29 protein-coding genes are annotated in these 25,489 nt (G+C 62.1%); 19 read left to right on the plus strand and 10 right to left on the minus strand.

The window, feature by feature from the left end; genetic code table 11:
* Nucleotides 1-74: 74 nt before the first annotated feature.
* Genes B7H23_RS05175 through B7H23_RS05185 form a run of 3 tightly spaced genes read left to right on the plus strand, consistent with a single transcriptional unit; the run spans nt 75 to nt 1,655 of the window.
* Nucleotides 75-854, plus strand: a complete 780-nt coding sequence (locus B7H23_RS05175) for a heme ABC transporter permease (protein WP_094076255.1) — start codon at nt 75-77, stop codon at nt 852-854.
* The gene (ccmD, locus tag B7H23_RS05180; protein WP_094076256.1) at nt 854-1,030 is read left to right on the plus strand and encodes a heme exporter protein CcmD; all 177 of its coding nucleotides are present in this window, start codon (nt 854-856) and stop codon (nt 1,028-1,030) included. The genes B7H23_RS05175 and ccmD overlap by 1 nt, the downstream gene beginning before the upstream one ends.
* Nucleotides 1,017-1,655, plus strand: a complete 639-nt coding sequence (locus tag B7H23_RS05185; RefSeq protein ID WP_240534977.1) for a DsbE family thiol:disulfide interchange protein — start codon at nt 1,017-1,019, stop codon at nt 1,653-1,655. The genes ccmD and B7H23_RS05185 overlap by 14 nt, the downstream gene beginning before the upstream one ends.
* A 32-nt stretch (nt 1,656-1,687) precedes the next feature.
* On the opposite strand, the gene B7H23_RS05190 is transcribed toward B7H23_RS05185, so the two are convergent.
* The 7 genes from B7H23_RS05190 to B7H23_RS05220 all read right to left on the minus strand — a co-directional run bounded on the left by B7H23_RS05190 (nt 1,688) and on the right by B7H23_RS05220 (nt 7,778).
* A complete protein-coding gene (locus B7H23_RS05190) occupies nt 1,688-2,767 on the minus strand; it encodes a GGDEF domain-containing protein (RefSeq protein WP_094076258.1) in 1,080 nt (359 codons plus the stop codon).
* A gap of 67 nt (nt 2,768-2,834) precedes the next feature.
* Entirely contained in the window at nt 2,835-3,491 is a 657-nt protein-coding gene (locus B7H23_RS05195; protein WP_094076259.1) for a septation protein A, read from the minus strand.
* A 109-nt stretch (nt 3,492-3,600) separates the two neighbouring features.
* Nucleotides 3,601-4,965: a signal recognition particle-docking protein FtsY gene (ftsY, locus tag B7H23_RS05200; protein ID WP_094076260.1), complete on the minus strand. Its 1,365-nt coding sequence runs from the start codon at nt 4,963-4,965 to the stop codon at nt 3,601-3,603.
* A 26-nt stretch (nt 4,966-4,991) separates the two neighbouring features.
* Complete coding sequence (locus B7H23_RS05205) at nt 4,992-5,252, minus strand: hypothetical protein (RefSeq protein WP_094076261.1); 261 nt, start codon at nt 5,250-5,252, stop codon at nt 4,992-4,994.
* Nucleotides 5,249-6,499, minus strand: a complete 1,251-nt coding sequence (gene mtaB, locus B7H23_RS05210) for a tRNA (N(6)-L-threonylcarbamoyladenosine(37)-C(2))-methylthiotransferase MtaB (protein ID WP_240535019.1) — start codon at nt 6,497-6,499, stop codon at nt 5,249-5,251. Before mtaB ends, B7H23_RS05205 begins: the two co-directional genes overlap by 4 nt.
* A 116-nt stretch (nt 6,500-6,615) precedes the next feature.
* Complete coding sequence (gene dapF, locus B7H23_RS05215; protein WP_094076263.1) at nt 6,616-7,506, minus strand: diaminopimelate epimerase; 891 nt, start codon at nt 7,504-7,506, stop codon at nt 6,616-6,618.
* Between the two features lie 110 nt (nt 7,507-7,616).
* Nucleotides 7,617-7,778 (minus strand): DUF1328 domain-containing protein, encoded by a 162-nt coding sequence (locus tag B7H23_RS05220; RefSeq protein WP_094076264.1) that lies wholly within the window; start codon nt 7,776-7,778, stop codon nt 7,617-7,619.
* Nucleotides 7,779-7,996: 218 nt separating this feature from the next.
* Here B7H23_RS05220 and B7H23_RS05225 point away from each other — a divergent pair, with 218 nt between their 5' ends.
* The 13 genes from B7H23_RS05225 (at nt 7,997) to lpdA (ending at nt 22,013) form a co-directional block, all read left to right on the plus strand.
* Complete coding sequence (locus tag B7H23_RS05225; RefSeq protein WP_240534978.1) at nt 7,997-8,596, plus strand: protease inhibitor Inh/omp19 family protein; 600 nt, start codon at nt 7,997-7,999, stop codon at nt 8,594-8,596.
* Between the two features lie 105 nt (nt 8,597-8,701).
* Nucleotides 8,702-9,877, plus strand: coding sequence for a cell division protein ZapE (gene zapE, locus B7H23_RS05230; protein ID WP_094076265.1), 1,176 nt, complete (start codon nt 8,702-8,704; stop codon nt 9,875-9,877).
* A 133-nt stretch (nt 9,878-10,010) separates the two neighbouring features.
* Nucleotides 10,011-10,244, plus strand: coding sequence for a DUF3072 domain-containing protein (locus B7H23_RS05235; RefSeq protein WP_094076266.1), 234 nt, complete (start codon nt 10,011-10,013; stop codon nt 10,242-10,244).
* A 98-nt stretch (nt 10,245-10,342) separates the two neighbouring features.
* Nucleotides 10,343-10,750 (plus strand): VOC family protein, encoded by a 408-nt coding sequence (locus B7H23_RS05240; protein WP_094076267.1) that lies wholly within the window; start codon nt 10,343-10,345, stop codon nt 10,748-10,750.
* Nucleotides 10,747-11,628, plus strand: a complete 882-nt coding sequence (locus B7H23_RS05245) for a DMT family transporter (RefSeq protein ID WP_094076268.1) — start codon at nt 10,747-10,749, stop codon at nt 11,626-11,628. The genes B7H23_RS05240 and B7H23_RS05245 overlap by 4 nt, the downstream gene beginning before the upstream one ends.
* 245 nt (nt 11,629-11,873) lie before the next feature.
* The gene (gene mdh / locus B7H23_RS05250; RefSeq protein WP_094076269.1) at nt 11,874-12,839 is read left to right on the plus strand and encodes a malate dehydrogenase; all 966 of its coding nucleotides are present in this window, start codon (nt 11,874-11,876) and stop codon (nt 12,837-12,839) included.
* Between the two features lie 31 nt (nt 12,840-12,870).
* Nucleotides 12,871-13,038: a hypothetical protein gene (locus tag B7H23_RS16005; RefSeq protein WP_158215773.1), complete on the plus strand. Its 168-nt coding sequence runs from the start codon at nt 12,871-12,873 to the stop codon at nt 13,036-13,038.
* A gap of 27 nt (nt 13,039-13,065) precedes the next feature.
* Nucleotides 13,066-14,259, plus strand: a complete 1,194-nt coding sequence (sucC, locus tag B7H23_RS05255) for an ADP-forming succinate--CoA ligase subunit beta (protein WP_094076270.1) — start codon at nt 13,066-13,068, stop codon at nt 14,257-14,259.
* Between the two features lie 14 nt (nt 14,260-14,273).
* Nucleotides 14,274-15,176: a succinate--CoA ligase subunit alpha gene (gene sucD / locus B7H23_RS05260; protein ID WP_094076271.1), complete on the plus strand. Its 903-nt coding sequence runs from the start codon at nt 14,274-14,276 to the stop codon at nt 15,174-15,176.
* Between the two features lie 146 nt (nt 15,177-15,322).
* Nucleotides 15,323-18,328: a 2-oxoglutarate dehydrogenase E1 component gene (locus B7H23_RS05265; RefSeq protein WP_094076902.1), complete on the plus strand. Its 3,006-nt coding sequence runs from the start codon at nt 15,323-15,325 to the stop codon at nt 18,326-18,328.
* Between the two features lie 34 nt (nt 18,329-18,362).
* Complete coding sequence (gene odhB, locus B7H23_RS05270) at nt 18,363-20,021, plus strand: 2-oxoglutarate dehydrogenase complex dihydrolipoyllysine-residue succinyltransferase (RefSeq protein WP_094076272.1); 1,659 nt, start codon at nt 18,363-18,365, stop codon at nt 20,019-20,021.
* Between the two features lie 5 nt (nt 20,022-20,026).
* The gene (locus tag B7H23_RS05275; protein ID WP_094076273.1) at nt 20,027-20,521 is read left to right on the plus strand and encodes a hypothetical protein; all 495 of its coding nucleotides are present in this window, start codon (nt 20,027-20,029) and stop codon (nt 20,519-20,521) included.
* An 88-nt stretch (nt 20,522-20,609) separates the two neighbouring features.
* On the plus strand, nt 20,610-22,013 hold the full coding sequence (lpdA, locus tag B7H23_RS05280) for a dihydrolipoyl dehydrogenase (protein WP_094076274.1): 1,404 nt from the start codon (nt 20,610-20,612) through the stop codon (nt 22,011-22,013).
* Nucleotides 22,014-22,109: 96 nt separating this feature from the next.
* Here lpdA and B7H23_RS05285 read toward each other — a convergent pair whose 3' ends face one another.
* The 3 genes from B7H23_RS05285 to B7H23_RS05295 form a co-directional block, all read right to left on the minus strand.
* The gene (locus B7H23_RS05285) at nt 22,110-22,316 is read right to left on the minus strand and encodes a hypothetical protein (protein WP_094076275.1); all 207 of its coding nucleotides are present in this window, start codon (nt 22,314-22,316) and stop codon (nt 22,110-22,112) included.
* A gap of 134 nt (nt 22,317-22,450) precedes the next feature.
* Nucleotides 22,451-23,383 carry an AEC family transporter gene (locus B7H23_RS05290; RefSeq protein WP_158215774.1) on the minus strand — a complete coding sequence of 311 codons (933 nt, stop codon included), beginning with the start codon at nt 23,381-23,383 and terminating at the stop codon, nt 22,451-22,453.
* 101 nt (nt 23,384-23,484) lie between these two features.
* On the minus strand, nt 23,485-23,976 hold the full coding sequence (locus tag B7H23_RS05295) for a hypothetical protein (protein WP_094076277.1): 492 nt from the start codon (nt 23,974-23,976) through the stop codon (nt 23,485-23,487).
* 185 nt (nt 23,977-24,161) lie between these two features.
* On the opposite strand from B7H23_RS05295, the gene B7H23_RS05300 reads away from it, so the two are divergent.
* From B7H23_RS05300 to sdhD, 3 genes are all read left to right on the plus strand, one after another.
* Nucleotides 24,162-24,494: a hypothetical protein gene (locus B7H23_RS05300; protein ID WP_094076278.1), complete on the plus strand. Its 333-nt coding sequence runs from the start codon at nt 24,162-24,164 to the stop codon at nt 24,492-24,494.
* A gap of 207 nt (nt 24,495-24,701) precedes the next feature.
* Nucleotides 24,702-25,082, plus strand: a complete 381-nt coding sequence (gene sdhC, locus B7H23_RS05305) for a succinate dehydrogenase, cytochrome b556 subunit (protein WP_094076279.1) — start codon at nt 24,702-24,704, stop codon at nt 25,080-25,082.
* A gap of 10 nt (nt 25,083-25,092) precedes the next feature.
* Nucleotides 25,093-25,485: a succinate dehydrogenase, hydrophobic membrane anchor protein gene (gene sdhD, locus B7H23_RS05310; protein ID WP_094076280.1), complete on the plus strand. Its 393-nt coding sequence runs from the start codon at nt 25,093-25,095 to the stop codon at nt 25,483-25,485.
* Nucleotides 25,486-25,489: the final 4 nt, after the last annotated feature.

A 25,489-nucleotide genomic window follows, 5' to 3' on the forward strand; every position in this document is an offset into this window, starting at 1 on the left:
ATTGCTGACAATGCCGCCGATCCTTATGAAGAGGATGGCTGGTTCGAGCACTCCGACACGGTGGGTCAGGAAAAATGAACGAAAACACAGCGACCGCGAAACCGTCCTTCATCACGCGACTGGCCAATCCGTCGCGATTCATCGGCCTGGCCGACCGGCTGATTCCGTGGCTGACGGGCATCGGCCTGATCCTGACGGCGATCGGGCTTGTCGGCGGTTGGCTGGCGCCGGAGGATTACCAGCAGGGCGCGACCGTGCGGATCATGTATCTGCACGTGCCCTTCGCCTGGCTGGCGATGATGATCTATGGCGTGATGACGCTGGCGGCGCTCGGCACGCTGGTCTGGCGCCACCCGATCGCCGATATTTCGCTCAAGGCGGCGGCGCCCATCGGCGCGGTGTTCACGCTTCTGTCGCTCTTCACCGGTTCGGTCTGGGGCAAGCCGATGTGGGGCACATGGTGGGTCTGGGACGCGCGGCTGACCTCCATGTTCGTGCTGTTTCTGATCTATCTCGGCCTGATCGCGCTGACCCGCGCAACGCCAGAGCCGGGACAGGCGGCACGTGCGGCCGCCATCGTTACGCTGGTGGGCGCGCTGAACCTGCCGATCATCAAATTTTCGGTCGACTGGTGGAACACGCTGCATCAGCCGGCGAGCGTCTTCCGCGCCGGGGGGCCGACCATCGACTGGTCCATGCTGTGGCCACTTCTGGTCGCGGCGATCGGCTTCACGATCCTTTTCAGCGCCCTGCATCTGACCGCCATGCGCACGGAGATCTGGCGCCGACGGGTCCATACGATGCGCCGCCTTGCCGCCCAGCGCGCGGATCGCACGATGGGAGGGACGGCCTAATGTCGCATTTTGCCTATATCGCCGTAGCCTATGGCGGGTCCGCACTCGCTCTGGCCGGCCTGGCCTTGTGGCTGGTCAGCGATATGCGGGCGCGCCGCCGCGAACTCGATCATCTGCATGATGCCGGCCACCGTCGCCGGTCGGACCGTCAGGAGACGCTTCGTGAAGCCAAGTGAGAAGAAAGCGTCCCAACCTTCGGGGCCGCCACAGCCCGAACGCAAACGAGCCGTTCTCTTTCTGCCCGTCATTCTGTTCGCTCTGGTGGCGGCCATCTTTCTGGCCATGGAGATTTCCGGGCGCGACACCAGCACGGTGCCAAGCGCGCTGATCGGCCAGCAAGCGCCGCGCACCACGCTGACACCGCTGGAGGGGCTGGAACAGCCCGGTCTCGATACGGAGAAGCTGAAGGGCCAGGTGGCGCTCGTCAACGTCTTCGCTTCCTGGTGCGCGCCTTGCCGTGTGGAGCACCCAGTCCTGATGGATCTGTCGGAAGACAACCGGTTTCTCATGGTCGGTCTGAATTACAAGGATGCGTCGGACAATGCGCGGCGGTTTCTTGGGGAACTGGGCGATCCCTACGATGCGGTGGGCGTTGACCCCTCAGGCCGCGCTGCCATCGACTGGGGCGTCTATGGCGTGCCGGAGACCTTTCTGCTGGATCGTAACGGCATTATCGTCTGGAAACATGTCGGCCCGCTGACCACCGAGCGGGTACAGTCCGAACTCATGCCGCGCATCGAGGAGGCGCTGGAGGCGTCGCCGGGCGAAGAGCCTGGAATGGAAGCGCCGCCATCCAGCTGATCTTTAGCCATGATTTGGCGTTCGGACGCCGGTCAGGCGGCGATCCGCAGGCGATTGCGACCCTCGGCCTTGGCTTCGTAGAGGGCGCGGTCGGCGGCGATCAGCATCTGGGAGGGGTCCAGGCTGGCGTTGCTGCTCGTATGTGTGATGCCGAAGCTGGCGGTGCAGTGAATGGCCTGACCCGCTGTGATGACCGGATTTCCTTGAATTTCCCGGCGAATGGCCTCGGTGCGCCGTAACGCGGTCTCGAGGCAGACGTCGCTCAACAACATGCAGAATTCTTCGCCGCCGATCCGCGCGACAATATCGTCCGGCTGAATCGAGCCTGTCAGAACGGCGGCGACATTTCTCAGAACCTCGTCTCCGACCGCATGGCCATGGGTATCGTTGATGCGCTTGAAATGGTCGAGGTCGCAAAGAATGATGCCGAAGGCGGTTCCTTCGTCCGAGAGCGCTTTCAGCTTCTCCTCGAAAGCCAGACGATTACCAAGCCCGGTCAGAGGGTCGGTATTGGCCAGGTCGGACAGGATCAGGCGGGATTTGTGAAGCTGCTCGAGCGTCCAGATGAACCGCATTTCGATGATGACAATCAGGATCGACATGGTCGAGAGCGTGACGCAATAGGTAACGAAGCCGGCAACCGACATGGCCGAAAGCGAAAACGTCGCCGCAGCCAGCGATAGGATGGCGGTCACAAGAATGAACAGGCCGCCGGGAATACCGCCAATCACGAACGCGGCGCCCAAGGCCGGAAAGTGCCAGGCAAAGCGCATCTCGTCTGCCAGAACGAGCATATCGGCGGACAGCAACACGGTCGCCAGTCCGACAATATAGATCGGCACCGTATGGCGCATCGTTTCAGGTCGACGCGTGACAAGCATGTTCAGCCCGACAGACAGGAAGCCCAATGCGATCGTCAGCCAAAGATGAAGATCCGGCAGTACCCACAGACCACCCGCCGCTCCAAGGGCGGCTATGATGGATATGACAGCCGTGGCGTGCAGCATTCCATAGGACATCCAGGAACGGAAAGCTTCCAGTTCCGGAAATGTTCGGACGGCCCGGCGGCCGCCGAGCGTCTGGACGAAATGATTCATTGCCCCTTCTGGCATGTGCCAGATCCCTACCTAAGGTAAGGAAATTAGGAGAGAAATCTTAATCAGGAGTTTCAGATTTTACTTATCGCCCGTTCGAACGCTCATCTGGCAGGCTGTTTCTGGTGATGATCGGCAGCATGGCGAGCGTGAAGGCGAAGGTGATGGGCATGATACCCCAGACCTTGAAGGCCACCCAGAAATCGGTCGAGAAATTCCGCCAGACGATTTCGTTCAGAACGGCCAAGACAATGAAGAAGAGGCCCCAGGCCAATGTCAGCTTCTTCCATCCCTCGTCGGTCAGGCGAAAGGCGCTGTCGAAGACATAGGCCAGAAGCGAGCGGCCGAACAACAGTCCGCCCAGCAGGATGAAGGCGAACAGGCCGTTCACGATGGTCGGCTTGACCTTGATGAAGGTCTCGTCCTGCAGCCACAGCGTCAGGCCGCCGAACACCAGAACCACCACGCCGGAAACGAGCGGCATGATCGGCAGTTTTCGTGTCAGGAGCCATGAGACGGATAGAGCAATGGCGGTTGCGACCATGAAGGCGGCCGTCGCCAGAAAGAGCGGGCCGCCCAGTTCGCCGAGCGCGGGAAAGCGTTCGGCCAATGCCGGTCCCCGTGAATTGGCGAAGAAGAAGATCATCAGCGGGCCGAGTTCGAGCGTCAGCTTCAGGAGCGGGTTCATCTCCTTGCGTTCCGGACTGCCGGGCTTGGCCTCGAATAGATTGCCACCTGTCATGAATCGTTCTCCTGTCGCGCACGGCCACACATAGGGTATGTCGCAGCTGGATGGAAACTCTGTTGTTTACGCCGCTCCGAGAAGCGATCCGAACACGCCTATGGGTCGATCAGGCCCGGTCCGGCTCCATGCCGGCAATGACGCGTGCAAAATCGCGCGCCTCGAATGGTTCGAGATCCTCGACGCCCTCGCCGACGCCGATGAAGAAAACCGGCAGGCGGAATTTCTCGGCAATGGCAACGAGAATGCCACCGCGCGCCGTGCCGTCCAGCTTGGTCATGACAAGGCCGTTGACGCCGGAGATTCGCTGGAACATCTCGACCTGGCGCATGGCGTTCTGCCCGGTCGTGGCGTCCAGCGTCTGCAGGACCGTATGAGGCGCGCTGTCGTCGATCTTTCTTAGCACACGCACGATCTTGGCCAGTTCATCCATCAGCTCGGCCTTGTTCTGCAAGCGGCCCGCCGTATCGATGATCAGGACATCGGAGCCGTTCTCCCTGGCCCGTTCATAGCCGCGATAGGCAAGGGCGGCGGCATCGGCGCCGATCTCGCTGGCGACCAGCTCCGATCCCGTGCGCTCGGCCCATATCTTGAGTTGCTCGATCGCTGCGGCGCGGAATGTGTCGCCCGCCGCCATCGTTACTTTCAATCCACCGGCGGTCAGTTTGGAGGCAAGCTTGCCGATGGTCGTCGTCTTGCCGGTGCCGTTGACCCCGACGACGAGAACGACATGAGGCGCATGGCCGAGATCGAGTTCCAGAGGCGTCGCCACAGGAGCCAGGGTCTGTTCGACTTCGCGGGCGACGACTTTCCTGACATCGTCCATTGTCAGATCGCCACCGAAACGCGCATCGCGCAACGTCTCGAGAATGGACGATGCGGTCGGCACGCCGAGATCGGCGGAAACCAGCGCGTCCTCGATATCGTCGAGCGCGTCTTCGGTCAGCTGACGGCCGGCGAAAGCGACGGAAAGGTTCTCGCCCATGGCGCGGGAGGATCGTGCGAGCCCGCCGGTCAGCCGGCCCAGCCATGACGCGCGCGAAGGGGAAGCCGACGCGTCGCCCAGCCGTTCGACCGATCTGCCGACGCGGACGCGGTCCTCGCCGAGGCGACGTTCCTGCCGGCTCGGCGCATCGGGCTCAATCGGCGTTTCGGGGTCAGTCAGCTTCTCGTCGCCGCTGGCGAAGTCGCCGCTCTGCCGGTCCTCGGCCACCTCTTCGGCGAGCGTTTCGACAAAAGGCTCGGGGTTCGCTTCGGCGGCGATCTGCTCTTCCGTCGGCGGGGCCGGTGCCGCATCGTCGATATTGGCGGTTTCCGCACTCGGCTGAAAAGTGCCGTCCGGCGCGAAGCCCTCGGCCTGTGCGAAGGATTGGTCCTCGGAAACATCGTTCGGAGCGTCTGGCGCGCGTGGCTCGTCCTCCTCTTCCGCCTTGCGTCCGAAAGAGAAAACCTTGCCGAGAAATCCGCGCGCCATTGTGATCCGTTCGTCAGGTAAGAGGTCTATTTGCCGCTTTTGGCAGCGTCTTTACCCTCGGCATAGTCCTCGGGCATGTTCTTGATCGGCTCCGCGCCAGCCGTATCATTTGGTTCCGCGCCGGCCTCGGCATCGGCGATGACGTTGGCAGCAGCCGAGCCATGGGCGTCGGCATCCGGCGCGTCTGTCACATGGATGGCCGGTTTTTTCGGCTGGCCGGTCGCGGTTTCGACGTCGCCGTCCTCGCCGGGCTTGCGGTCGATCGTGTCTTTCTGAATGTCGCTCATGAATGGACGGGCTCCCTTTTGTCCAGAGCCGTCAGGCGGCCCTGAAGAGTCAAACCGTCATGGCCCGTGATGGTTGCCGAATGAACGGCGCCAGGTTCGATATCGGGCCGGTTGTTGAGCTGCACCGGCGTATAATCCGCCGTCCGTCCGAAGCCGTCCTTTTCTACCAGGACCGGTTCGGTCGCGCCGACCTTGCGCCGCAAATGGGCGGCAAGCGCCGCATCGCCGGCGCGGCGAAGACGGGCCGCGCGATCCTTGACGATGGCGCGGGACAATTGCGGCATACGCGCGGCCGGCGTGCCCTCGCGCGGCGAAAACGGGAAGACGTGCAGGAAGGACAGGCCGCATTCCTCGACCAGCGACAGGCTGTTTTCAAACGCTTCGTCGGTCTCGGTTGGAAAGCCGGCGATGAGATCGGCGCCGAAGGCGATGTCGGGACGCAGTTCGCGCGCTTTCCTGCAAAAGGCGATCGCATCGTCGCGCAAGTGCCGCCGCTTCATGCGCTTCAGGATCAGATCGTCGCCATGCTGCAGCGACAGATGCAGATGCGGCATCAGCCGCTCCTCATCGGCAAGCGCGGCCAGCAGATCGTCATCGGCTTCGATGGAGTCGATGGAAGACAGGCGCAGGCGCTTCAGTTCCGGCACGCCCTTTAGAATGGCGCGGACGAGGCGGCCAAGCTTCGGGCCGCCGGGCAGGTCGCCGCCCCAACTCGTCATGTCGACGCCGGTGAGCACCACTTCGCCATAGCCATTGCCGGTGAGGCGCTTGACCTCTTCGACGACGCCGCCAGCCGGAACGGAGCGCGAATTGCCGCGGCCATAGGGAATGATGCAGAAGGTGCAGCGATGGTCGCAGCCATTTTGGACCTGCACGAAAGCGCGCGCTCGGCCCTCGATGGCGTCGACCATATGGGCGGCGGTCTCGGTCAGTTCGAAGATATCGTTGACGCGGACCTTCTCATAAGCGTTGACGCCGAAATCCGGCAAGGCGCGATAGCTCTGCGCCTTCATCTTGTCGCCATTGCCGATGACGAGATCGACCTCATCCATCGCGCCGAAGGCCGCCGGCTCGGTCTGCGCCGCGCAGCCGGTGACGATGATCCGCGCATCGGGGTTCTCGCGCCGTGCCTTGCGGATCGCCTGACGCGCCTGACGGGTCGCTTCGGCGGTGACGGCACAGGTATTGAAGACCAGCGCGCCGCCCGGCAGTTCGCCAAGGCCGGCGGCATTCGCCTCGCGCTTCATCACCTCGCTCTCATAAGTGTTGAGCCGGCAGCCGAAGGTCACGACCGAAACGCCGGCCTTGCCATCGGGCCGTTCCTCTTCAGCGGCGTGCCAGTCCGAAGGAGCGAAAGCGTGGCTCATGCGCTCGCGTCTTCTCTATCGCGCATGAAAGCGCCGGTGATCGGGTTCACGCGGCCGGACCATTCCCATTCGGCCGGGCCGGTCATGATCACGTGATCGTCTCCCCGCCAGAGAAGGTCGAGCGGTCCGCCCGGCAGATTGACCGTCACGTGCCGGACGGTGCGATGACGGCGGACGCTAGACACTGCCGCTGCGCAGGCAGCGGAGCCGCAGGCCTCGGTCAGGCCGACGCCGCGCTCCCAGGTGCGCAGATCGATGGTCTGCTTGTCGCGAACATGCGCGAGAGAGACGTTCACCCGTTCCGGGAAGAGCGGATGATTCTCGACCAGCGGACCAAACTTCTCCAGCTCGTAGGACCAGACATCGTTATCGACGAAGAAGACCGCATGGGGATTGCCCATAGAGACGACCGCCGGCGAGTGGACGATAGGGTCGTCCGCCGGGCCGACCGCCAGTTCGATATGGCGAGTGTCCTGAAATGGTTCCGACAGCGGAATATCCTGCCAGCCGAAACGCGGCACGCCCATGTCGACGGCAATCTGGCCGCCATCGGTTTCCTCGGCATTCAAGATGCCGGCGGCGGTCTCAAAGGTGAAGCGGCTCTGCCCGGTCTCGGCGGAAAGCGCGCTGACAACGCAGCGCGTACCATTGCCGCAGGCGCCGGCTTCCGAACCATCGGCATTGAGGATGAGGATGCGCTGGTCGGTGCCGTTCAGACGCGGATCGTGAACCGCCATGATCTGATCGAAGGCCGTCTGCGGGTTGTTGGCCAGGGAAATGGCAGCCTGCGAAGTCACGTGCTCGCTCCGCCCGCGCATATCCACGACGAGGATGCGGTTGCCGAGCCCGTTCATGCGGGCGAATGGGACGGTCGTGTCGTCGGTCATCGGGCCGGTCGGTCAGGGTGGCACGGCATAGCGCAGCCGAAATGCCGCGCGATCTCCGCCGCTATATGGCGGAAACCGGCAGCTTTTTCCAGAGCGGACGGCCAGCCGAACTAGGCGATGGCAATAATGCCGAGCACCGCCAACAGGAAGAGAATCAGGACAATTGCGATGAGAATCTTCGCGCCGGTCATAGCAATGCCGGATATGCGGCCCAGACCGAGAAGCCCGGCGACGGCGGCGACGATGAGAAGAATGAGAATCCATTTGATCATTGCAAATCTCCCGATAGCGTAATGATTGAAACTAGTTGGCGTGCTGGGGATCGCCGACAAGTGCGGCTTGGATCGACTGTTGCCCTATGGCAACATGTGGCCTGCCGCGGGACTCGCTGGCATTTTGTTCTTCTCCTGCTCTTGCGGCGACCCCAAAACCGCCCTTTTCTGTGGCAAGAGGGACACAATGATTTGCGTAAGCGGTGGGGAACGACCCAATGATTCTTAAACGCCGAGGCGGAGCACGCGCTCCGCTGGTTCTGACAATCGCGGTAAGCGTGGCGGCGCTGACCCTGGCAGGCTGCACGTCCAGCCGCTTTGACGGCGCCTATAATCAGCCAGCGGCCTCGCCCGCGCCTCAGCCACTGCAGCCGGCTCCGGTTCAGACAGTGCAGAGCAACCAATTGCCGCCACCGGTCGATCCGGCGACGGCGGCACAGAGTGCCGATCCGCTCGGTAACCCGACGGACGGCTCCGTGGACGTCGCCGCGGTGAGCCCTACGCCGGAATCCAGCCCATCCGTTTCCGCTGCCGGCGCGCCGATCAGCAAGGGTGAGGTCGTTGGCAACTGGAAGACGCAGGCTGGCGGCGCAAGCTGCCAGATGTTCCTGACGCTGACGAAATATGGCAGCGCATCGCGCGGCGGCACCCGCGGCTGCTCGGGCGATCTGGCCAATCTTCGCGGCTGGGACGTCAAGGGCAGCCAGCTCGTGCTCTATGATGAAAGCGGCGGCACCATCGGTCGCCTCTATGGCGCAGGACCGGGCCGCTATTCCGGTCAGACCTCGTCCGGCACGCCCGTCACGCTGTCACGATAAGAGAAGGCCGATAGACGGAGTATGAAGGGCGTGGCGGTTGCTGCGCCTTTTCGCCATTCAGAGCATTCTTGACGCCATGGAAAGCGCGGCCTAATCGCCCAAATCATGAGCCATTCTTCCGCCGCCGATCACGCGCTTGCCGAGCCTTGCCCCGTCCGCAACGCCTATGAGCATAAGGTCTCGGCGGATGGGCTGATCGCCGATGCGATCCAGCGCAAGGCCGCCGACCGGCTCGACCGGCTCGTCAACGATCTGGCCGAAGCACGCCCGGCGACCAAGAGCAGCGCGCTCGGCTGGCTGTTCGGCAAGCGACGCGAAAAGAAGAATGTGCGCGGCCTTTATCTGCATGGGGGCGTCGGGCGCGGCAAAACCATGCTCATGGACATGTTCTTCGATCACGCGCCGCTCAAGCGCAAGCGGCGCAGCCATTTCAACGACTTCATGGCCGATGTGCACGACCGGATCGGCGCGCATCGCGAGGCGCTGAAGAATGGCGAGGCGAAGAGGGACGATCCCATCCCACCCGTCGCCGAACAGATCGCCGAGGAAAGCTGGCTGATCTGCTTCGACGAGTTCACCGTCACCGACATCGCCGACGCCATGGTGCTGTCGCGGCTGTTCTCGGCGCTGTTCGACAATGGCTGCGTGCTCGTCGCCACCTCCAATGTCGCGCCTTCCGATCTCTACGGGGACGGGTTGAACCGACCGCTCTTCACCCCGTTCATCGACGTTTTGAAAGCGCATACCGATGTGATGGAACTGGATAGCGGGCGGGACTACAGGCTCGACAAGCTGTCCGCCCTGCCGGTCTATATGAATCCGCTATCGGAGGAGACGGCACAGCGAATGGACGAAGCCTGGCAGACGGCAATCGATGGCGAGAATGAAGCGGCGGTTGCTGTCGAAGTGAAGGGCCGGACGATCGACGTTTCCCGCGCCGCTGGGCCAATGGCTCGCTTCACCTTCGAGGAATTGTGCGCCCGGCCCCTCGGCGCGCGTGACTATATGGCGCTGGCCGACCGGTTCGATCATTTCTTTATCGACGGTGTGCCGCAGATGGATCTGGACCGGCGCAACGAGGCCAAGCGCTTCATCCTTCTCGTCGATACGCTTTACGACCGGAAGAAGAGCCTGCATCTGTCTGCGGCCGCGTCGGCGGAAGAGCTCTATGTCGGAAAGAGCGGCACCGAATCCTTCGAATTTGACCGGACAATCAGCCGGCTGATCGAAATGCGCGATGAAAGCTGGCCACCACAGGCTGGCGATGCCGTCGAGTATTAGGCGACGCGCTGCCGACAGTGCGGATCGGACGCCTTGCCGGTAACGAAACAGGATAATCGTCTCGTCCGCCGACGATCCGAAGGAACGTTTCGCGTCCTGGAACATTGAGCGAACACGAAACAGGAGTGTTTGCATGATCAGGACCGAAGCCAAAGCGAAGCCGAAGGCCGAACCGGCCGGCAATGCCGAAAAGGATCCGGAGGACTGGGTCACCGGCGACGAGACGATGACCGGGGCGCAGGCAAGCTATCTGAAGACGCTCAGCGAGGAAGCCGGCGAGGCGTTCGATCCAAATATCACAAAGGCCGAAGCAAGCCAGCGGATCGACGAATTGCAGGCGAAAACCGGCCGGGGTCAGGCAGGCTGATCGTACAGGCAATCCGGCCTGAACGCTCTGGCCGAACCGGGCAAAGCGATGTAGAGCGCAGGCGGCGTGTCCCTGCCTCGTAAACCGTCGAGTTCCGCATGGCTCTTTCGATTGCCCTCGTTACCCTTGTCGTACCCGATTACGATGAGGCGATCGCCTTCTATTGCGGCGCGCTCGGCTTCCGGCTCCTTGAGGACACCGATCTCGGCGATGGAAAACGCTGGGTGCGCGTAGCGCCGGACGGCGTGGGAACAGCGCTTCTTCTTGCAAGAGCAGTGACGGACGAACAATCGGCCTCCATTGGTCGCCAGGCCGGCGGACGCGTTGCCTTCTTTCTGCAGACCGAGGCGTTCGCCCGCGATTGGCAGGCGATGAGCGCGGCTGGTGTTCATTTCGTGGAAGCACCCCGCAACGAAAGCTACGGCACAGTCGCCGTCTTTGAAGATCCGTTCGGCAATCGCTGGGACCTGATCGAACGGTCGCGGCCGTCCGAGGAGGGGCAATGAACCGCCCCATTCCGCTTCTACTCATCACCGGTGTCCTGCTCGGTCTCATCTTTCCGATGGGGCGCGTTGCCGTTGAATCCGGCGTACCGCCCATCGTCTGGACCTTTCTCATCGCCGTCGGATCGGGGGTCGGGCTCAGCCTGCCTTTGATCCGCCGCCTCGGCCGTCGCGACTGGCCCCGCGGTTTCTGGATCTACGCCGTCATTTCCGGCCTCGTCTCGAACGTGCTGCCGAACCTGCTGGTGTTCGCCAGCGCGCCGCGCCTCGGCGCCGGCCATGTCGGGCTGATGTTCACGCTATCGCCGGTCTGCACCCTCGCCCTGTCCCTTGCTGCCGGTATGCGGCGACCGAGCGGGATTGCGCTGGCCGGGATCGCGATCGGCTTCATCGGCGCCGTTATCCTCGTACTTGGAAAGGGTGAGACGCGCCCGGTCGCTGCGGAAACGCTCTGGCTTGCACTTGCCCTTCTCATCCCGGTCTTTCTGGCGCTCGGCAATATCTATCGGGGATTGGCCTGGCCGACAGGCGCGGGCGCGATGGAACTGGCCTCGGCCAGCAATCTGACCTCGGCGATCATGCTTTTGGCCGCTATTGCGATCTCCGGCGAGGGTCTCGCCCAGATCGTCAGCGTCGCCAATGTGCCTATGCTGGGTGCGGTGCAGCTCGTCCTGTCATGCGTCTACTATCTGGCGCTATTCGCCTTGCAGCGCGTTGGCGGACCCGTCTATCTCAGCCAGATCGGCTATGTGGGTGCGGCCGTGGCGCTGGCTGCAGGCGTTATTGCGCTTGGCGAGCGTTACGGCGCGTTGACCTGGACGGGCGCGACGATTGTTCTTGTCGGGATCGGCTTCACGATCCGCGCGCAAATGCGGCGGTGAGCGGCGCGCCATTCCATCGCGCGAGGCCACTCAGGAGGATTGCTTCGAAACGACGGAGCATATTTGACGTTTACGTAAGAAAAGTTTTGTTCAACCGTTTGAAATTCTTTGCGCCAAAAGAATCGGTTGCGGAACCGCCGTGTTCATCCTAATTCCAGTCCACCTTTTCGGCGCTGGTCTCCGCACGGGCCGGCGCCATTCAACACGCCGGCACTGGCCGGCATCGACCGGGAGACACTGTCCATATGGCACGCAACAAGATCGCTCTTATCGGGTCCGGCATGATCGGCGGCACGCTCGCTCACATGATCGGCCTGAAGGAACTCGGAGACGTCGTTCTCTTCGACATTGCGGAAGGTGTGCCGCAGGGCAAGGGCCTGGACATCGCCGAAAGCGCGCCGGTCGACGGCTTCGATGCCAACTTCACCGGAGCCAACGATTATAGCGCCATCGAAGGCGCCGATGTCTGCATCGTGACCGCCGGCGTGCCGCGCAAGCCCGGCATGAGCCGTGATGATCTGCTCGGCACCAATCTGAAAGTGATGGAGCAGGTCGGCGCCGGCATCGCGAAATATGCGCCGAATGCCTTTGTCATCTGCATCACCAACCCGCTCGACGCGATGGTCTGGGCGCTTCAGAAGTTCTCCGGCCTGCCGAAGAGCCATGTTTGCGGCATGGCGGGCGTGCTCGATTCGTCCCGCTTCCGGCACTTCCTCGCCGATGAGTTCGATGTCTCGGTCGAAGACGTCACCGCCTTCGTGCTCGGCGGCCATGGAGACACGATGGTGCCGCTGACCCGCTATTCGACTGTCGCCGGCATTCCGCTGCCCGATCTCGTCAAGATGGGCTGGACAACGCAGGGCAAGCTCGACGAAATCGTCCAGCGCACCCGCGATGGCGGCGCGGAGATCGTCGGCCTGCTGAAGACCGGCTCGGCCTTCTATGCCCCGGCCTCCTCCGCCATCTCGATGGCCGAAGCCTATCTGAAGGACAAGAAGCGCGTTCTGCCCTGCGCCGCCTATCTCAATGGCGAATATGGCGTGAAGGACATGTATGTCGGCGTGCCGACCGTGATCGGCAAGGGCGGCGTCGAGCGTGTGATCGAGATCGATATGAATGGCGACGAGCAGGCGCAGTTCGACAAGAGCGTGGAATCGGTTCAGGGTCTTTGCGACGCCTGCCGCAATATCGCGCCGCAGCTCGGCGAATAAATCGTCGCCAGGCGGTTTCGGGAGGACAGGGATGAGGCGATGGGCTCCGGCTTTGCTTCTGCTGGTGGCGGGGACGCTGCCGGCACAGCCTGCCGAATCCGCCTATTCCAAGTGCGACCACGCCAACCTTCATTTCATCACTGGCGGCCCGGAAGGTTTCGGCCGCCCGCTCCATCCCACCGAGCCGGAAGGCCGCTGAGCGAAACCTGCCCCCAGAGGAGTCAGAATGAACATTCATGAATATCAGGCGAAGGCGCTGCTGAAGGAGTATGGCGCGCCGGTTGCGGACGGCGTGCCGGTCTTCGAGGCGTCGGAAGCCGAAAGCGCGGCGAAGAAGCTGCCCGGCCCGCTCTATGTGGTGAAGAGCCAGATCCATGCCGGCGGGCGCGGCAAGGGCAAGTTCCGCGAACTGCCGGCGGACGCCAAGGGCGGCGTTCGGCTGGCCAAGAGCCTCGAAGAGGTCGTCCAGAACGTCAACGAGATGCTCGGCAACACGCTCGTCACCAAGCAGACGGGCGATGAGGGCAAGCAGGTCAACCGCCTCTATATCGAGGATGGCGCGGATATCGACCGCGAGCTCTACCTCTCCATTCTCGTCGACCGCTCGACCGGCCGCAACGCCTTCGTGGTCTCCACCGAGGGCGGCATGGATATCGAGGCCGTCGCCGAAGAGACGCCAGAGAAGATCCTGACCCTGCCGATCGATCCGGCAACGGGCGTCACCGAGGCCGATTGCAACAGGCTCTGCGAGGCGCTGAAGCTGGACGGCGCGGCGAAGGAAGACGGCAAGACGCTCTTCCCGATCCTCTACAAGGCCTACACCGAGAAGGATATGAGCCTTCTCGAGGTCAACCCGCTGATCGTGATGACCGACGGCCATCTGCGCGTTCTCGACGCCAAGGTCTCCTTCGACGGCAATGCGCTGTTCCGCCATGACGACATCATGGAGCTTCGCGACAAGAGCGAAGAGGACGAAAAGGAAATCGAGGCGTCCAAATACGATCTCGCCTATGTCGCGCTCGACGGCAATATTGGTTGCATGGTCAATGGCGCGGGCCTGGCCATGGCGACGATGGACATCATCAAACTCTATGGCGCCGAGCCGGCCAACTTCCTCGATGTCGGCGGCGGCGCGACGACCGAGAAGGTCACCGCGGCGTTCAAGATCATCACCGCCGATCCGGCGGTCGAGGGCATTCTGGTCAACATTTTCGGCGGCATCATGCGCTGCGACGTGATCGCCGAAGGCGTGATCGCCGCAGTCAAGGAAGTCGGCCTGAAAGTGCCGCTCGTCGTGCGCCTCGAAGGCACCAATGTGGAAAAGGGCAAGCAGCTCATCAATGACAGCGATCTGAACGTCATCGCCGCCGACGATCTGGACGATGCGGCGCAGAAGATCGTCAACGCGGTCAAGGGCTGAGGGACAGATTCGATATGAGCATTCTCGTCAATAAAGACACCAAGGTCCTCGTGCAGGGCCTGACCGGCAATACCGGCACGTTCCACACCGAACAGGCGCTGGCCTATTACGGCACGCAGATGGTCGGTGGCACGCACCCGAAGAAGGGCGGCCAGACCTGGCAGGGCTCCAATGGCGAAGAGCTTCCGATCTTCGCCTCCGTGAAAGAAGGCAAGGACGCCACCGGCGCCAACGCCTCTGTCGTCTATGTGCCGCCGGCAGGCGCCGCCGCCGCGATCATCGAGGCGATCGAAGCCGAGATTCCGCTGGTGATCTGCATTACGGAAGGCATTCCGGTTCAGGACATGGTCAAGGTGAAGGCCCGCCTCGCGGACAGCAATTCGCGCCTGATCGGGCCGAACTGCCCGGGCGTGCTGACGCCGGAAGAGTGCAAGATCGGCATCATGCCGGGCTCGATCTTCAAGAAGGGCTCGGTCGGCATCCTGTCGCGCTCCGGCACGCTGACCTATGAGGCGGTCTTCCAGACCACCAATGAGGGGCTCGGCCAGTCGACCGCCGTCGGCATTGGCGGCGATCCGGTCAAGGGCACCGAATTCATCGACATGCTCGACATGTTCCTCGACGATGACGAGACCGAGTCGATCATCATGATCGGCGAGATCGGCGGCTCGGCCGAGGAGGATGCCTCGGAATGGCTGAAGGAACAGGCCGCGAAAGGCCGCAAGAAGCCGATGGTCGGCTTCATCGCGGGCCGCACCGCGCCTCCCGGACGGACCATGGGCCATGCCGGCGCCGTCATCTCCGGCGGCAAGGGCGGCGCGGACGACAAGATCGCGGCGATGGAAGATGCCGGCATCACCGTTTCGCCGTCGCCCGCGCGTCTGGGCAAGACGCTGGTTGAGGTTCTGAAGGGTTAGACCCATTTAAGATCGATCACGGCCGATAAGGATCGGCCGTGATCACCACAAGCGGCCCTAAAGTCGCAGAAGCATAAGGCGAGGGCGCTGCCGGACCGGTCGGCGACGAATGATCAGGAGCCGGGCGACAGGCCCGGATGAGTGCCATGGCACGTAACGACCAACAGAACGAAACCTTCGCCGAAAGCTCGTTTCTTTATGGCGGCAATGCCGACTATCTGGAACAGATTTACGCGCGCTGGCAGGACGATCCGTCCTCGGTGAGCGAGGACCTCCGCAGTTTCTTTGAAAGCGTCGGCGACGATGCCGCGATCGTGAAGAAGAACGCGGAAGGGCCCTCCTGGGAGCGCCCCGACTGGCCGATCGCCGAGAATGGTGAAATGGTTTTGGCGCTCGACGGCGACTGGGGCGCGGTCGAGAAGACGCTGGAACAGAAGATCCGCTCGAAGAACGAGAAGGTTGCGGCGCTGCGCGGCGAAGCCGCCGTGTCGCAGGAACAGATCCACCAGCAGACGCGCGATTCCGTGCGCGCGACGATGATGATCCGCGCTTATCGCGCGCGTGGCCATCTGCACGCCAATCTCGATCCGCTCGGTCTGGCGGGCGACAAAGAAGATTACGACGAATTGTCGCCGTCCAATTACGGCTTCGAGGAAAAGGACCTCGACCGGCCGATCTTCATCGACAACATGCTGGGGCTGGAAACCGCGACCGTCCGCCAGATGCTCGACATTCTGCGACGGACCTACTGCTCGTCCATCGGCGTGGAGTTCATGCACATCTCCAATCCGGAGGAGAAACTCTGGATCCAGCAGCGCATCGAAGGCCCTGACAAGGGCGTCGACTTCACCGATATGGGCAAGAAGGCGATCATGCAGAAGCTGGTCGAGGCGGAAGGCTTCGAACAGTTTCTCGACGTCAAATATCGCGGGACCAAGCGTTTCGGTCTCGATGGCGGCGAATCGGTCGTGCCGGCGCTGGAGCAGATCATCAAGCGCGGTGGCCAACTCGGCCTGAAGGAGATCGTCTTCGGCATGGCCCATCGCGGCCGGCTCAATATTCTCAGCCAGGTGATGGCCAAACCGCATCGCGCGATCTTCCACGAGTTCAAGGGCGGCTCGTTCAAGCCGGACGAAGTCGAGGGATCGGGTGACGTCAAATACCATCTCGGGGCGTCGTCCGACCGGGAGTTCGACGGCAACAATGTGCATCTGTCGCTGACGGCCAATCCATCGCATCTGGAGATCGTGAACCCGGTGGTACTGGGCAAAGCGCGCGCCAAACAGGACCAGCATTTCGACCGCAAGCGCGAGGAGGTCGTGCCGCTGGACGATCGCGCCAAGGTGCTGCCGCTGCTCATTCATGGCGACGCGGCCTTTGCCGGCCAGGGCGTGGTGCCGGAGTGTTTCGGCCTGTCGGCGCTGCGCGGCCATCGCGTCGCCGGTTCGATCCATTTCATCATCAACAACCAGATCGGCTTCACGACCAATCCGCGCTTTTCGCGCTCTTCGCCCTATCCGTCCGATGTCGCCAAGATGATCGAGGCGCCGATCCTGCATGTGAATGGCGACGACCCGGAATCCGTGGTCTATGCCGCCAAGATCGCCATCGAGTTCCGGATGAAGTTCCACAAGCCGGTGGTGATCGACATGTTCTGCTACCGCCGCTTCGGCCACAATGAGAGCGACGAGCCGAGCTTCACCCAGCCGAAAATGTACAAGGTCATTCGCCAGCATCCGACGGTCGTGTCCCTTTACGGCGAGAAACTCGTCAATGACGGGCTGGTCAGCACGGACGAACTGGAAGCGATGCAGAGCGAATGGCGCAAGCATCTGGACGAGGAGTTCGATGCTGGCGATGCCTATGAGCCGAACAAGGCCGACTGGCTGGACGGCGCGTGGCGCGGGTTTCGCAAGGCCGATGTGGCCGATGAACAGCGGCGTGGCAAAACGGCCGTGCCCAAGAAGACGCTGGAGGAGATCGGCCGGAAGATTTCGACCGTCCCCGACGATCTCGAAGCGCACAAGACGGTGCGCCGCTTCATGGACAATCGCCGCAAGATGATCGAGAGCGGCGAGGGGATCGACTGGGCAACGGCCGAGGCGCTGGCCTTCGGTTCGCTCCTGATGGAAGGCAGCCCCGTACGGCTGTCCGGCCAGGACAGCGAGCGCGGCACCTTCAGCCAGCGTCATTCGGTGCTCTACGACCAGCGCACAGAAGACCGCTATGTGCCGCTCAACAATATGGGACCGAACCAGGCCTATTTCGAAGTCATCAATTCGATGCTCTCGGAAGAGGCGGTGCTCGGTTATGAATACGGCTTCAGCCTGGCCGAGCCGCGCGCGCTGACGCTCTGGGAAGCGCAGTTCGGCGACTTCGCCAATGGCGCGCAGGTGGTGTTCGACCAGTTCATCTCGTCGGGCGAGCGCAAATGGCTGCGCATGAGTGGCCTCGTCTGCCTTCTGCCACACGGCTATGAGGGGCAGGGCCCCGAGCATTCGTCGGCACGGCTGGAGCGCTTTTTGCAGCTTTGCGCCGAAGACAATATGCAGGTGGCCTACTGCTCCACCCCGTCGAACTATTTCCATATTCTGCGCCGTCAGCTGGTGCGCGATTTCCGCAAGCCGCTGATCCTGATGACGCCGAAGAGCCTTCTGCGCCACAAGCGCGCCGTCTCCAAACTGTCGGAGATCAGCGGCGAGAGCACGTTCCACCGCCTGCTTTACGACGATGCGGAGTACAACCCCGATTCGGTGAAGACCAAGCTTGTCAGCGACAGCAAGATCCGCCGCGTCGTGATGTGTTCCGGCAAGGTCTATTACGACCTTCTGGAAGAGCGCGAGGAACGCGGCATCGACGATGTCTACCTGCTGCGGATCGAACAGCTTTACCCGTTCCCGGCCAAGGCGCTGATCAATGAATTGTCGCGCTTCAAGAATGCCGAGATGGTTTGGTGCCAGGAAGAGCCCAAGAATATGGGCGCCTGGAGCTTCATCGACCCTTACCTGGAGTGGGTGCTGGCCCATATCGATGCCACGCATCAGCGGGTTCGCTATACGGGGCGGGCGGCAGCCGCCTCGCCAGCGACGGGCCTGATGAAGAAACATTTGGAACAGCTCGAGGCTTTCCTCGAGGACGCTCTCGGCGACTGAGCGGATCCACGAACACGAAGGACGGATCGAACATATGGCAACCGAAATCCGCGTTCCCTCTCTCGGCGAAAGCGTAAGCGAGGCCCAGATCGGCGAAATCTACAAGAAGGTGGGCGATACGGTCGCCAAGGATGAGAGCCTTCTTGAACTGGAAACGGACAAGGCGGCGCAGGAGCTGCCCTCGCCCGTCTCCGGCACCATTGCCGAGATTGCCGTCGAGACCGGCGACGAGGTCGAGATCGACACGCTGCTGATGACGATCGAGGAAGGCGATGGCGCTTCGCAGACCGATAAGGGTGACGATGCGGTGGCGCAGGCTGCCGGTTCGGCCGCGGCGGATGCCGATTCCAAGCCGGGCGAAGCCCATAGCGAAGACCAGTCCGGCGGCAAGGCGGACGAAGGCAAGGGTGGCAAGCTCGTTGCCGTGGAAACGCCCTCGGCCGGCGAGAGCGTCAGCGAGGCCGATGTCGGTGAAATTTTCGTCAAGGTGGGCGACACGGTGAAAGCCGACGATCCGCTGCTCGAACTGGAAACCGACAAGGCTGCGCAGGAAGTACCGGCTCCGGTCTCCGGCGTTGTGCGCGAGATCGCCGTGTCCGAAGGCGACACGGTCGAGCCCGGCGATCTGCTGCTCAAGATCGAAGAGGGTGCGCAGGGCAGCGCCAAGTCCGGCGATGAAAAGACGGCCGATTACGGCGGGGGCAAAGACATTCAGGGCGAATCCGGCACCACGGCCAGCCGGGACGAACGCCACGCCGGGGATATGGATGGCGAAGGCCGCGATCCGGCGCCGGCGGCGGCCAAGCTGATGCGCGAGAACGATCTGACGAAAAGCGAGATCGCCGGTTCAGGCAAGGGCGGGCAGATCCTGAAGGGCGATGTGCTCACGGCCATCGAGCGCGGCAAGGATGAGAACGGATCGTCTGCCGGCAAATCCTCTTCGAAGGAGAGCAAGCCCGCACCGAAGCGCGCCCCGTCCACGCCGGACGATGCGGAGCGCGAAGAGCGGGTCAAGATGAGCCGCCTGCGCCAGACCATCGCCAAGCGGCTGAAAGGCGCGCAGGACACCGCCGCCATGCTCACCACCTTCAACGAGGTGGATATGAGCGCGGTCATGGACCTGCGCAAGAAATACAAGGAGCTGTTCGAGAAGAAGCACGGCGTGAAGCTCGGCTTCATGGGCTTCTTCACCAAGGCCGTCTGCCACGCGCTGCAGGAAGTGCCGGCGGTGAATGCCGAGATCGACGGCACCGACATCGTCTACAAGCATTTCGCCCATATCGGCGTGGCCGTCGGCACCGATCGCGGCCTTGTCGTGCCGGTGGTGCGCGATGCCGACCAGATGACGATCGCCGAGATCGAAAAGGAAATCGGACGGCTCGGTCTGGCGGCCCGTGACGGCGACCTTACCATGGCCGACATGCAGGGTGGCACCTTCACGATTTCGAATGGCGGTGTTTATGGTTCGCTCATGTCGACGCCGATTCTGAACAGCCCGCAATCGGGCATTCTCGGCATGCACAAGATTCAGGAACGGCCGATGGTGGTCGGGGGCCAGATCGTGGTGCGGCCGATGATGTATCTGGCGCTTTCCTATGACCATCGGATCGTCGACGGCAAGGAAGCGGTGACCTTCCTCGTGCGCGTCAAGGAAAGCCTGGAAGACCCCGAACGCCTCGTTCTGGATCTTTAGAAGACATGCGGCCCGGCCTGTCAGCGCTGATCGTTCTGGCGGCCGGGTCTGCGACCATGCCGGCCCATGCCAGTTGTTCGCAGGGCCGGGCCATCTATCACACGCCCATCAGCCGGACAGAGCTTGCCTTCGTTACGCCGGAGGACGCGGCGGCCAAGACTCACGAAGTCGATGTTCGGCTCGGCGCGCTCGAAAGCCGGGCCTATATCAACCCGTCGGCCGATCTGAACCAGCCCGTAATGACGCTGCCTTACCAGTGTCCCGAGGACGATCTGACCGAAGCCGATCTGGACGCGTGCATCCTCTATCGCGGCGTCGTCTACGCGCTGTCGGCCGGCGAGACGCTGCGCACTCTGCCCGATGCCGACAAGGCGGCTGCCACGCAGATCCTCCTGCCGAATTTCAGCGCGTCGCTCTACGGCAATCCGGTACTCGACGCGATCGAGGCCGATGGCAAACAGGGCGACATCTTCACGCTATCGGGGTGCGGGGACGAATGATTTCTTGCGGGTCCGGCGAAGGCGCCGCCTGTGATGCGAACGAAGTGACGACAAGAACGGAAGTGACGACAAGAACGGAAGTGACCTTATGGCCTATGATGTCATCGTAATCGGAAGCGGGCCTGGCGGCTATGTCTGCGCCATCAAGGCTGCGCAGCTCGGCCTCAAAACCGCGGTGATCGAAAAACGCGAAACCTTCGGCGGCACATGCCTGAACATTGGCTGTATTCCCTCCAAAGCGCTGCTTCACGCCTCCGAAGAGTTCCACAAAGCCGGTCATGAATTCGGAGAGCTCGGCATCAAGGTCGGCACGCCCGAACTCGATCTGTCGGAGATGATGGTGCACAAGGACAAGGTGGTGAAGTCCAATGTCGATGGCGTGCAGTTCCTCTTCAAGAAGAACAAGATCGACAGTTTTCACGGCACAGGTCGCATTGCCGGCCAGGGACAGGTGATCGTTACCAAGGAGGACGGTTCGGAGGAGACGGTCGAAGGCAAGAACATCGTCATCGCCACCGGTTCCGATGTGGCGGGCATTCCCGGCGTCGAGGTCGATATCGACGAAAAGATCATCGTGTCATCGACTGGTGGGATCGCGCTCGACAAGGTGCCGGAGCGGATGATCGTGGTCGGCGGCGGCGTGATCGGTCTGGAGCTCGGTTCGGTCTGGAAGCGGCTTGGCGCCGATGTCACCGTGATCGAATATCTGCCGAAGATTCTGGGCGGCATGGATGGCGAACTCTCCAAACAGTTCCAGAAGCTGCTGAAAAAGCAGGGCGTCGATGTGCGGCTGTCGTCCAAGGTGACAGGCGTGGAGAAGGGCGATGGCGGTGCGGCGGTGACGTTCGAGCCGGTCGATGGCGGTGATGCGGAGAACCTGGACGCCGATATCGTGCTGATTTCGACGGGGCGGCGGCCCTACACCGATGCGCTCGGTCTGGACGAAGCGGGAATCGAGACCGATCGCGGACGGGTCGCGATCGACGATCATTTCCGCACCAATATAGAGGGCATCTATGCGCTCGGCGATGTCGTGCGCGGGCCTATGCTGGCCCACAAGGCCGAGGACGAGGGCATTGCCGTGGCGGAGATCATCGCCGGCCAGTCCGGCCATGTGAATTATGATGTCATCCCATCGGTTGTCTACACGGCGCCGGAAGTCGCGTCCGTCGGCAAGACAGAAGAGGAGCTGAAGGATGCGGGCGTCGACTATAATGTCGGCAAGTTCAGCTTCTCGGCCAATGGCCGTTCACGCGCCATGCTCACGACCGACGGGTTCGTCAAGGTACTGGCCGACAAGACAACGGACCGGGTGCTCGGCGTGCATATTCTTGGCCACAATGCCGGCGAGATGATCCATGAGGCCGCCGTGCTGATGGAGTTTTCCGGCTCGAGCGAAGATCTAGCGCGTACCTGCCATGCGCATCCGACCATGAGCGAAGCGGTGCGCGAAGCGGCTTTCGCCTGCTTCGCCAAGCCCATCCATAGCTGAGGCAGGGTATTGTCCCCTACAAAACAAGGCCCGCCAAACCGGCGGGCCTTTTTCGTTGAGGTCTCCATGCGACCGATGAGGCCAGGACGAGGGTGCTCAATTACCGGTCGGCGCGTCCGGCACTTCCGGTGCTTCGATATTGACGTCGACATCGCCGCCCCCGGCCATCTCGCCGAAGCCGCCGCCGAAGAACCACCACAGGCCCAGGGCGATGAGGATGATGAGGATGATGGCGAAGATCCATCCGCCACCACCGCCGCCGCCATTATTGGTGACGATTACTTCCCGTTCACGTTCAGCCATTGTAATCTCCTAAATAAATTAAGTCCCTGCGGAGAAATGAGTGTCCCCGGGGAAAGGTTCCCGAAGGTTGGCGGGCGTGTCCGGACCCATCGTCACCCGGTCCGGCGACCCCCTCGCTACCGTCGCTGGGCATCCTATCCCAGAAAGGCGATCCATCCGGTAATCGTGAAGATCGACAACATGGTGGAGACCATCACCACGGACGCCGAGAGGCGGACGCCGCGGTCATAGAGAAGGGCGAAGAGATAGGCATTCACGCCGGCAGGCATCGCCGCCAGCAATGTCGCGCCGCGGATCTGCGTTTCGCCGAGGCCCAGACCAAAGCGGCCCATCGTCCAGGCGAGGGCGGGATGGACGATCAGAAGCAGGCCGCAGACGATCAACGTCTCGGACAGTTCGCTTCTTATCCGAAGTGTGGACAGACTGACGCCGATGCCGATAAGCGCCGCCGGAATGGCGCTGGCCGCCAGCATGTCGATCGCCATCATGATCGGTTGGGGAAGGGGCAGGCCCGCAAGATTGGCGACGATGCCCGCCGCCACGCCGGCAAGAAGCGGATTGCCGACGATCCGGCGGAGGCCCGCTGCGATCCGATGGCGCTTATCGCCATTGTCGGGATGCGCGAATTCCATCGCCGTCATGCCGACCGTATAGACCGTCAGAGCATGGATGGAGACGATGCCGTACGCCACGGTCAGTTCCGCGTCGCCATAGACGCGATCCGTGATCGGCAAACCCAGCAGAACAGTGTTCGAAAAGGTTGCGGCGAAGCCGACGGCGACAGCTCGTTCGGGGCTGCCGGAAAATACCAGGCGGCTGATGGCGAAGCCGAGAACGAAACAGGCCAGCGCGCCTGCATAGAACGCCAGCAGGACCGGCGGCGCGAAGGCCTGCGAGAAATCCAGCCGGACCATGGCTGCGAAAAGCAGGGCCGGAACCGCGATGCGGACCGCATACTGGTTCAGAACATGGCCGGCGCCGTCCGGCAGCCAGCCCGTCTTGGCCGATGCGAAACCGACGAGTACGAGCAGAAAGACCGGCAGAATAGCGAAGAATGTCTCAAACACAGCGATCCGGTGGGCTGACCAAGGGGTGGTGCCGGCTTTCGATAACCGGACGCTCACTTTTCAGGCCATAGACCCTGACCGGGCCGACAACAAGCGTGGGCTTACCGTCTGCCTCGAACGGTCACGTTTTGCCGAATGCCGATTGTCACGTCTCCATAGCGGCCGTGGCCGCCATTGAAGATGATGGTGGAATCTCCAGAACGATGACGGCGATGAGCGTTGGAATGTGCCCGGACGATTCTCGGGCGTACAATTTTCGGACGCTGAACCGTCGGCCGCTCCAATGTCGGTACGATCGGCGCGCGGTAATAGGGATATGATACGTTCGGTCTAATCACGATCACCGGTTCGTCGGCCGCTCGAGACCGGCGTCCGGGACCGCGGACGATCACCGGCAGGCCGTCGCCCTGAATATCCGCGCTCGCCCTCTCGCCAGCCAGAACGCGCTGATCGTCATTGCCGAGATAGCGCTCCTCAACATTGCCGTCTTTGTCGATCTGAATGATCTTGGGCGCGGCCTGAACCGCTTCTGCCGCCAGAGCGACGAAGCCAAATCCAATTGATAAGGCAAGGATCGTGCTGGTTCTTTTCATCGCCTAGCCTCGCTCTGAGCAAATCCCGTAATTGTCTTTACACTCTTTTAACCCTTTCTGTCGGCCGTGTGATCTACCCGTTGGCGGTTTTCCGCAAAGTCGTTAACGGTTAAAAAACGTTGAAAATGCTATCGATCGTGGGGGAATGATCGTGATGAAGAATATGTGTCCGGCAGGTGCGTTCTATGCGTAAATCGATGGTGCCAAACCTGGCGATGGCGGGATGCCTCGCCGTAATTGCCGGCTGCACATCAGGCTCGGTCGGGAGCCGGTCCGGCGGCCCGGGCGGCAATCCCTATGGCATGTTTCGATGCGATGGCGGCACTGCAATGGAAGTGCGCCGCGCCTCCGGCAACGCGATCGCCGTCTCGGCGCCGAATGGCGAAAGCATCGTCTTGCCAGCCTCGCCCGCCGGTCAGCGCGCCCGTTACGGGGCCGATGCCTATGCGCTCGTGATCGAAGGCCGTGATGCGCTCTTCATGAAGAGCGGAGCAATGCCGCTGAACTGCCGGCGATAATAACTGCAAGCAAGTTCAATCGATTCAATCGGATGGGCATCCTTTTTCAGTGCTACTTCCGGCCTAGATGATCCGTCAATCCTTTGACGCGCTGCGGTTTCTGGCCTATCAGACCAAGCACATAATCTCTGGTTGAACCTGACAGCGTCAGTCAGTTTACGCCAGTCAGCCGTCTATAACGGGGGGAAGATGAGCACGAACGCGCCCATGCGACCACGGCCCTTGTCGCCGCATCTGCAGATTTACAAGCCCATCCCATCCATGATGATGAGCATTGCCCACCGTATCAGTGGCATCGGCCTCTATTTCGGCATGGCCATAGTTGCTCTCTTCTTTCTGGCGATGGCCAGTGGCGAAAACGGGCATAACCTGTTTTCCGAGCTCTTCGGCTCGATCATCGGGATGATCATATTGTTTCTGTTTTCCTGGGTGCTGTTCCATCACATGCTCGGCGGCATCCGCCATCTGATCTGGGATTTCGGCCACATGCTTTCGCGCGAACAGAGCCGGTCGATGTCAATGGCGCTGCCGGTTGCTTCGCTGGTTCTGACCGTTGTGGCCTGGCTGATCGCCTGGGTCCTGGTCTGAGGAGGGGCGGATGAGCATTCAGAACGACATGCGCACACCCTTGAAGAAGGTCCGAGGTCTCGGCGCGGCGCGGGACGGTACCGATCATTTCTGGCACCAAAGGCTGACCGCGGCGCTGAATGTGCCGCTGATCCTCATCCTTTTCGGCGTCATCGCCGCGATGTTCGGCCTCGGTTTCGAAGGGTCGCGCGCGCTTCTGGCCAATCCCTTCATAGGCATCCTGCTCGCAGCCGCTTTCCTGAATATCTGCTGGCACATGAAGCTGGGCATGCAGATGGTCATCGAAGATTACATCCATTCCGACGGCATGAAGGCGCTGCTCCTTCTGGCCAATGGCGCCTATTGCGCGGCACTGGCGCTCATCGCCCTTTACGCACTTATCAAGCTCGCCCTTCTGGGTTGAGGAG

Origin of the sequence: Notoacmeibacter marinus, assembly GCF_002238045.1 — a bacterium.
Classification (GTDB): domain Bacteria; phylum Pseudomonadota; class Alphaproteobacteria; order Rhizobiales; family Rhizobiaceae; genus Notoacmeibacter; species Notoacmeibacter marinus.

Coding starts and splice junctions, on each gene's coding strand:
- B7H23_RS05175 (WP_094076255.1), top strand. CDS start 75: ATGAACGAAAACACAGCGACCGCGAAACCGTCCTTCATCACGCGACTG.
- ccmD (WP_094076256.1), top strand. CDS start 854: ATGTCGCATTTTGCCTATATCGCCGTAGCCTATGGCGGGTCCGCACTC.
- B7H23_RS05190 (WP_094076258.1), bottom strand. CDS start 2,767: ATGCCAGAAGGGGCAATGAATCATTTCGTCCAGACGCTCGGCGGCCGC.
- B7H23_RS05195 (WP_094076259.1), bottom strand. CDS start 3,491: ATGACAGGTGGCAATCTATTCGAGGCCAAGCCCGGCAGTCCGGAACGC.
- ftsY (WP_094076260.1), bottom strand. CDS start 4,965: ATGGCGCGCGGATTTCTCGGCAAGGTTTTCTCTTTCGGACGCAAGGCG.
- B7H23_RS05205 (WP_094076261.1), bottom strand. CDS start 5,252: ATGAGCGACATTCAGAAAGACACGATCGACCGCAAGCCCGGCGAGGAC.
- mtaB (WP_240535019.1), bottom strand. CDS start 6,499: ATGAAGCGCGAGGCGAATGCCGCCGGCCTTGGCGAACTGCCGGGCGGC.
- dapF (WP_094076263.1), bottom strand. CDS start 7,506: ATGACCGACGACACGACCGTCCCATTCGCCCGCATGAACGGGCTCGGC.
- B7H23_RS05220 (WP_094076264.1), bottom strand. CDS start 7,778: ATGATCAAATGGATTCTCATTCTTCTCATCGTCGCCGCCGTCGCCGGG.
- B7H23_RS05225 (WP_240534978.1), top strand. CDS start 7,997: ATGATTCTTAAACGCCGAGGCGGAGCACGCGCTCCGCTGGTTCTGACA.
- zapE (WP_094076265.1), top strand. CDS start 8,702: ATGAGCCATTCTTCCGCCGCCGATCACGCGCTTGCCGAGCCTTGCCCC.
- B7H23_RS05235 (WP_094076266.1), top strand. CDS start 10,011: ATGATCAGGACCGAAGCCAAAGCGAAGCCGAAGGCCGAACCGGCCGGC.
- B7H23_RS05240 (WP_094076267.1), top strand. CDS start 10,343: ATGGCTCTTTCGATTGCCCTCGTTACCCTTGTCGTACCCGATTACGAT.
- B7H23_RS05245 (WP_094076268.1), top strand. CDS start 10,747: ATGAACCGCCCCATTCCGCTTCTACTCATCACCGGTGTCCTGCTCGGT.
- mdh (WP_094076269.1), top strand. CDS start 11,874: ATGGCACGCAACAAGATCGCTCTTATCGGGTCCGGCATGATCGGCGGC.
- B7H23_RS16005 (WP_158215773.1), top strand. CDS start 12,871: ATGAGGCGATGGGCTCCGGCTTTGCTTCTGCTGGTGGCGGGGACGCTG.
- sucC (WP_094076270.1), top strand. CDS start 13,066: ATGAACATTCATGAATATCAGGCGAAGGCGCTGCTGAAGGAGTATGGC.
- sucD (WP_094076271.1), top strand. CDS start 14,274: ATGAGCATTCTCGTCAATAAAGACACCAAGGTCCTCGTGCAGGGCCTG.
- B7H23_RS05265 (WP_094076902.1), top strand. CDS start 15,323: ATGGCACGTAACGACCAACAGAACGAAACCTTCGCCGAAAGCTCGTTT.
- odhB (WP_094076272.1), top strand. CDS start 18,363: ATGGCAACCGAAATCCGCGTTCCCTCTCTCGGCGAAAGCGTAAGCGAG.
- B7H23_RS05275 (WP_094076273.1), top strand. CDS start 20,027: ATGCGGCCCGGCCTGTCAGCGCTGATCGTTCTGGCGGCCGGGTCTGCG.
- lpdA (WP_094076274.1), top strand. CDS start 20,610: ATGGCCTATGATGTCATCGTAATCGGAAGCGGGCCTGGCGGCTATGTC.
- B7H23_RS05285 (WP_094076275.1), bottom strand. CDS start 22,316: ATGGCTGAACGTGAACGGGAAGTAATCGTCACCAATAATGGCGGCGGC.
- B7H23_RS05295 (WP_094076277.1), bottom strand. CDS start 23,976: ATGAAAAGAACCAGCACGATCCTTGCCTTATCAATTGGATTTGGCTTC.
- B7H23_RS05300 (WP_094076278.1), top strand. CDS start 24,162: ATGCGTAAATCGATGGTGCCAAACCTGGCGATGGCGGGATGCCTCGCC.
- sdhC (WP_094076279.1), top strand. CDS start 24,702: ATGCGACCACGGCCCTTGTCGCCGCATCTGCAGATTTACAAGCCCATC.
- sdhD (WP_094076280.1), top strand. CDS start 25,093: ATGAGCATTCAGAACGACATGCGCACACCCTTGAAGAAGGTCCGAGGT.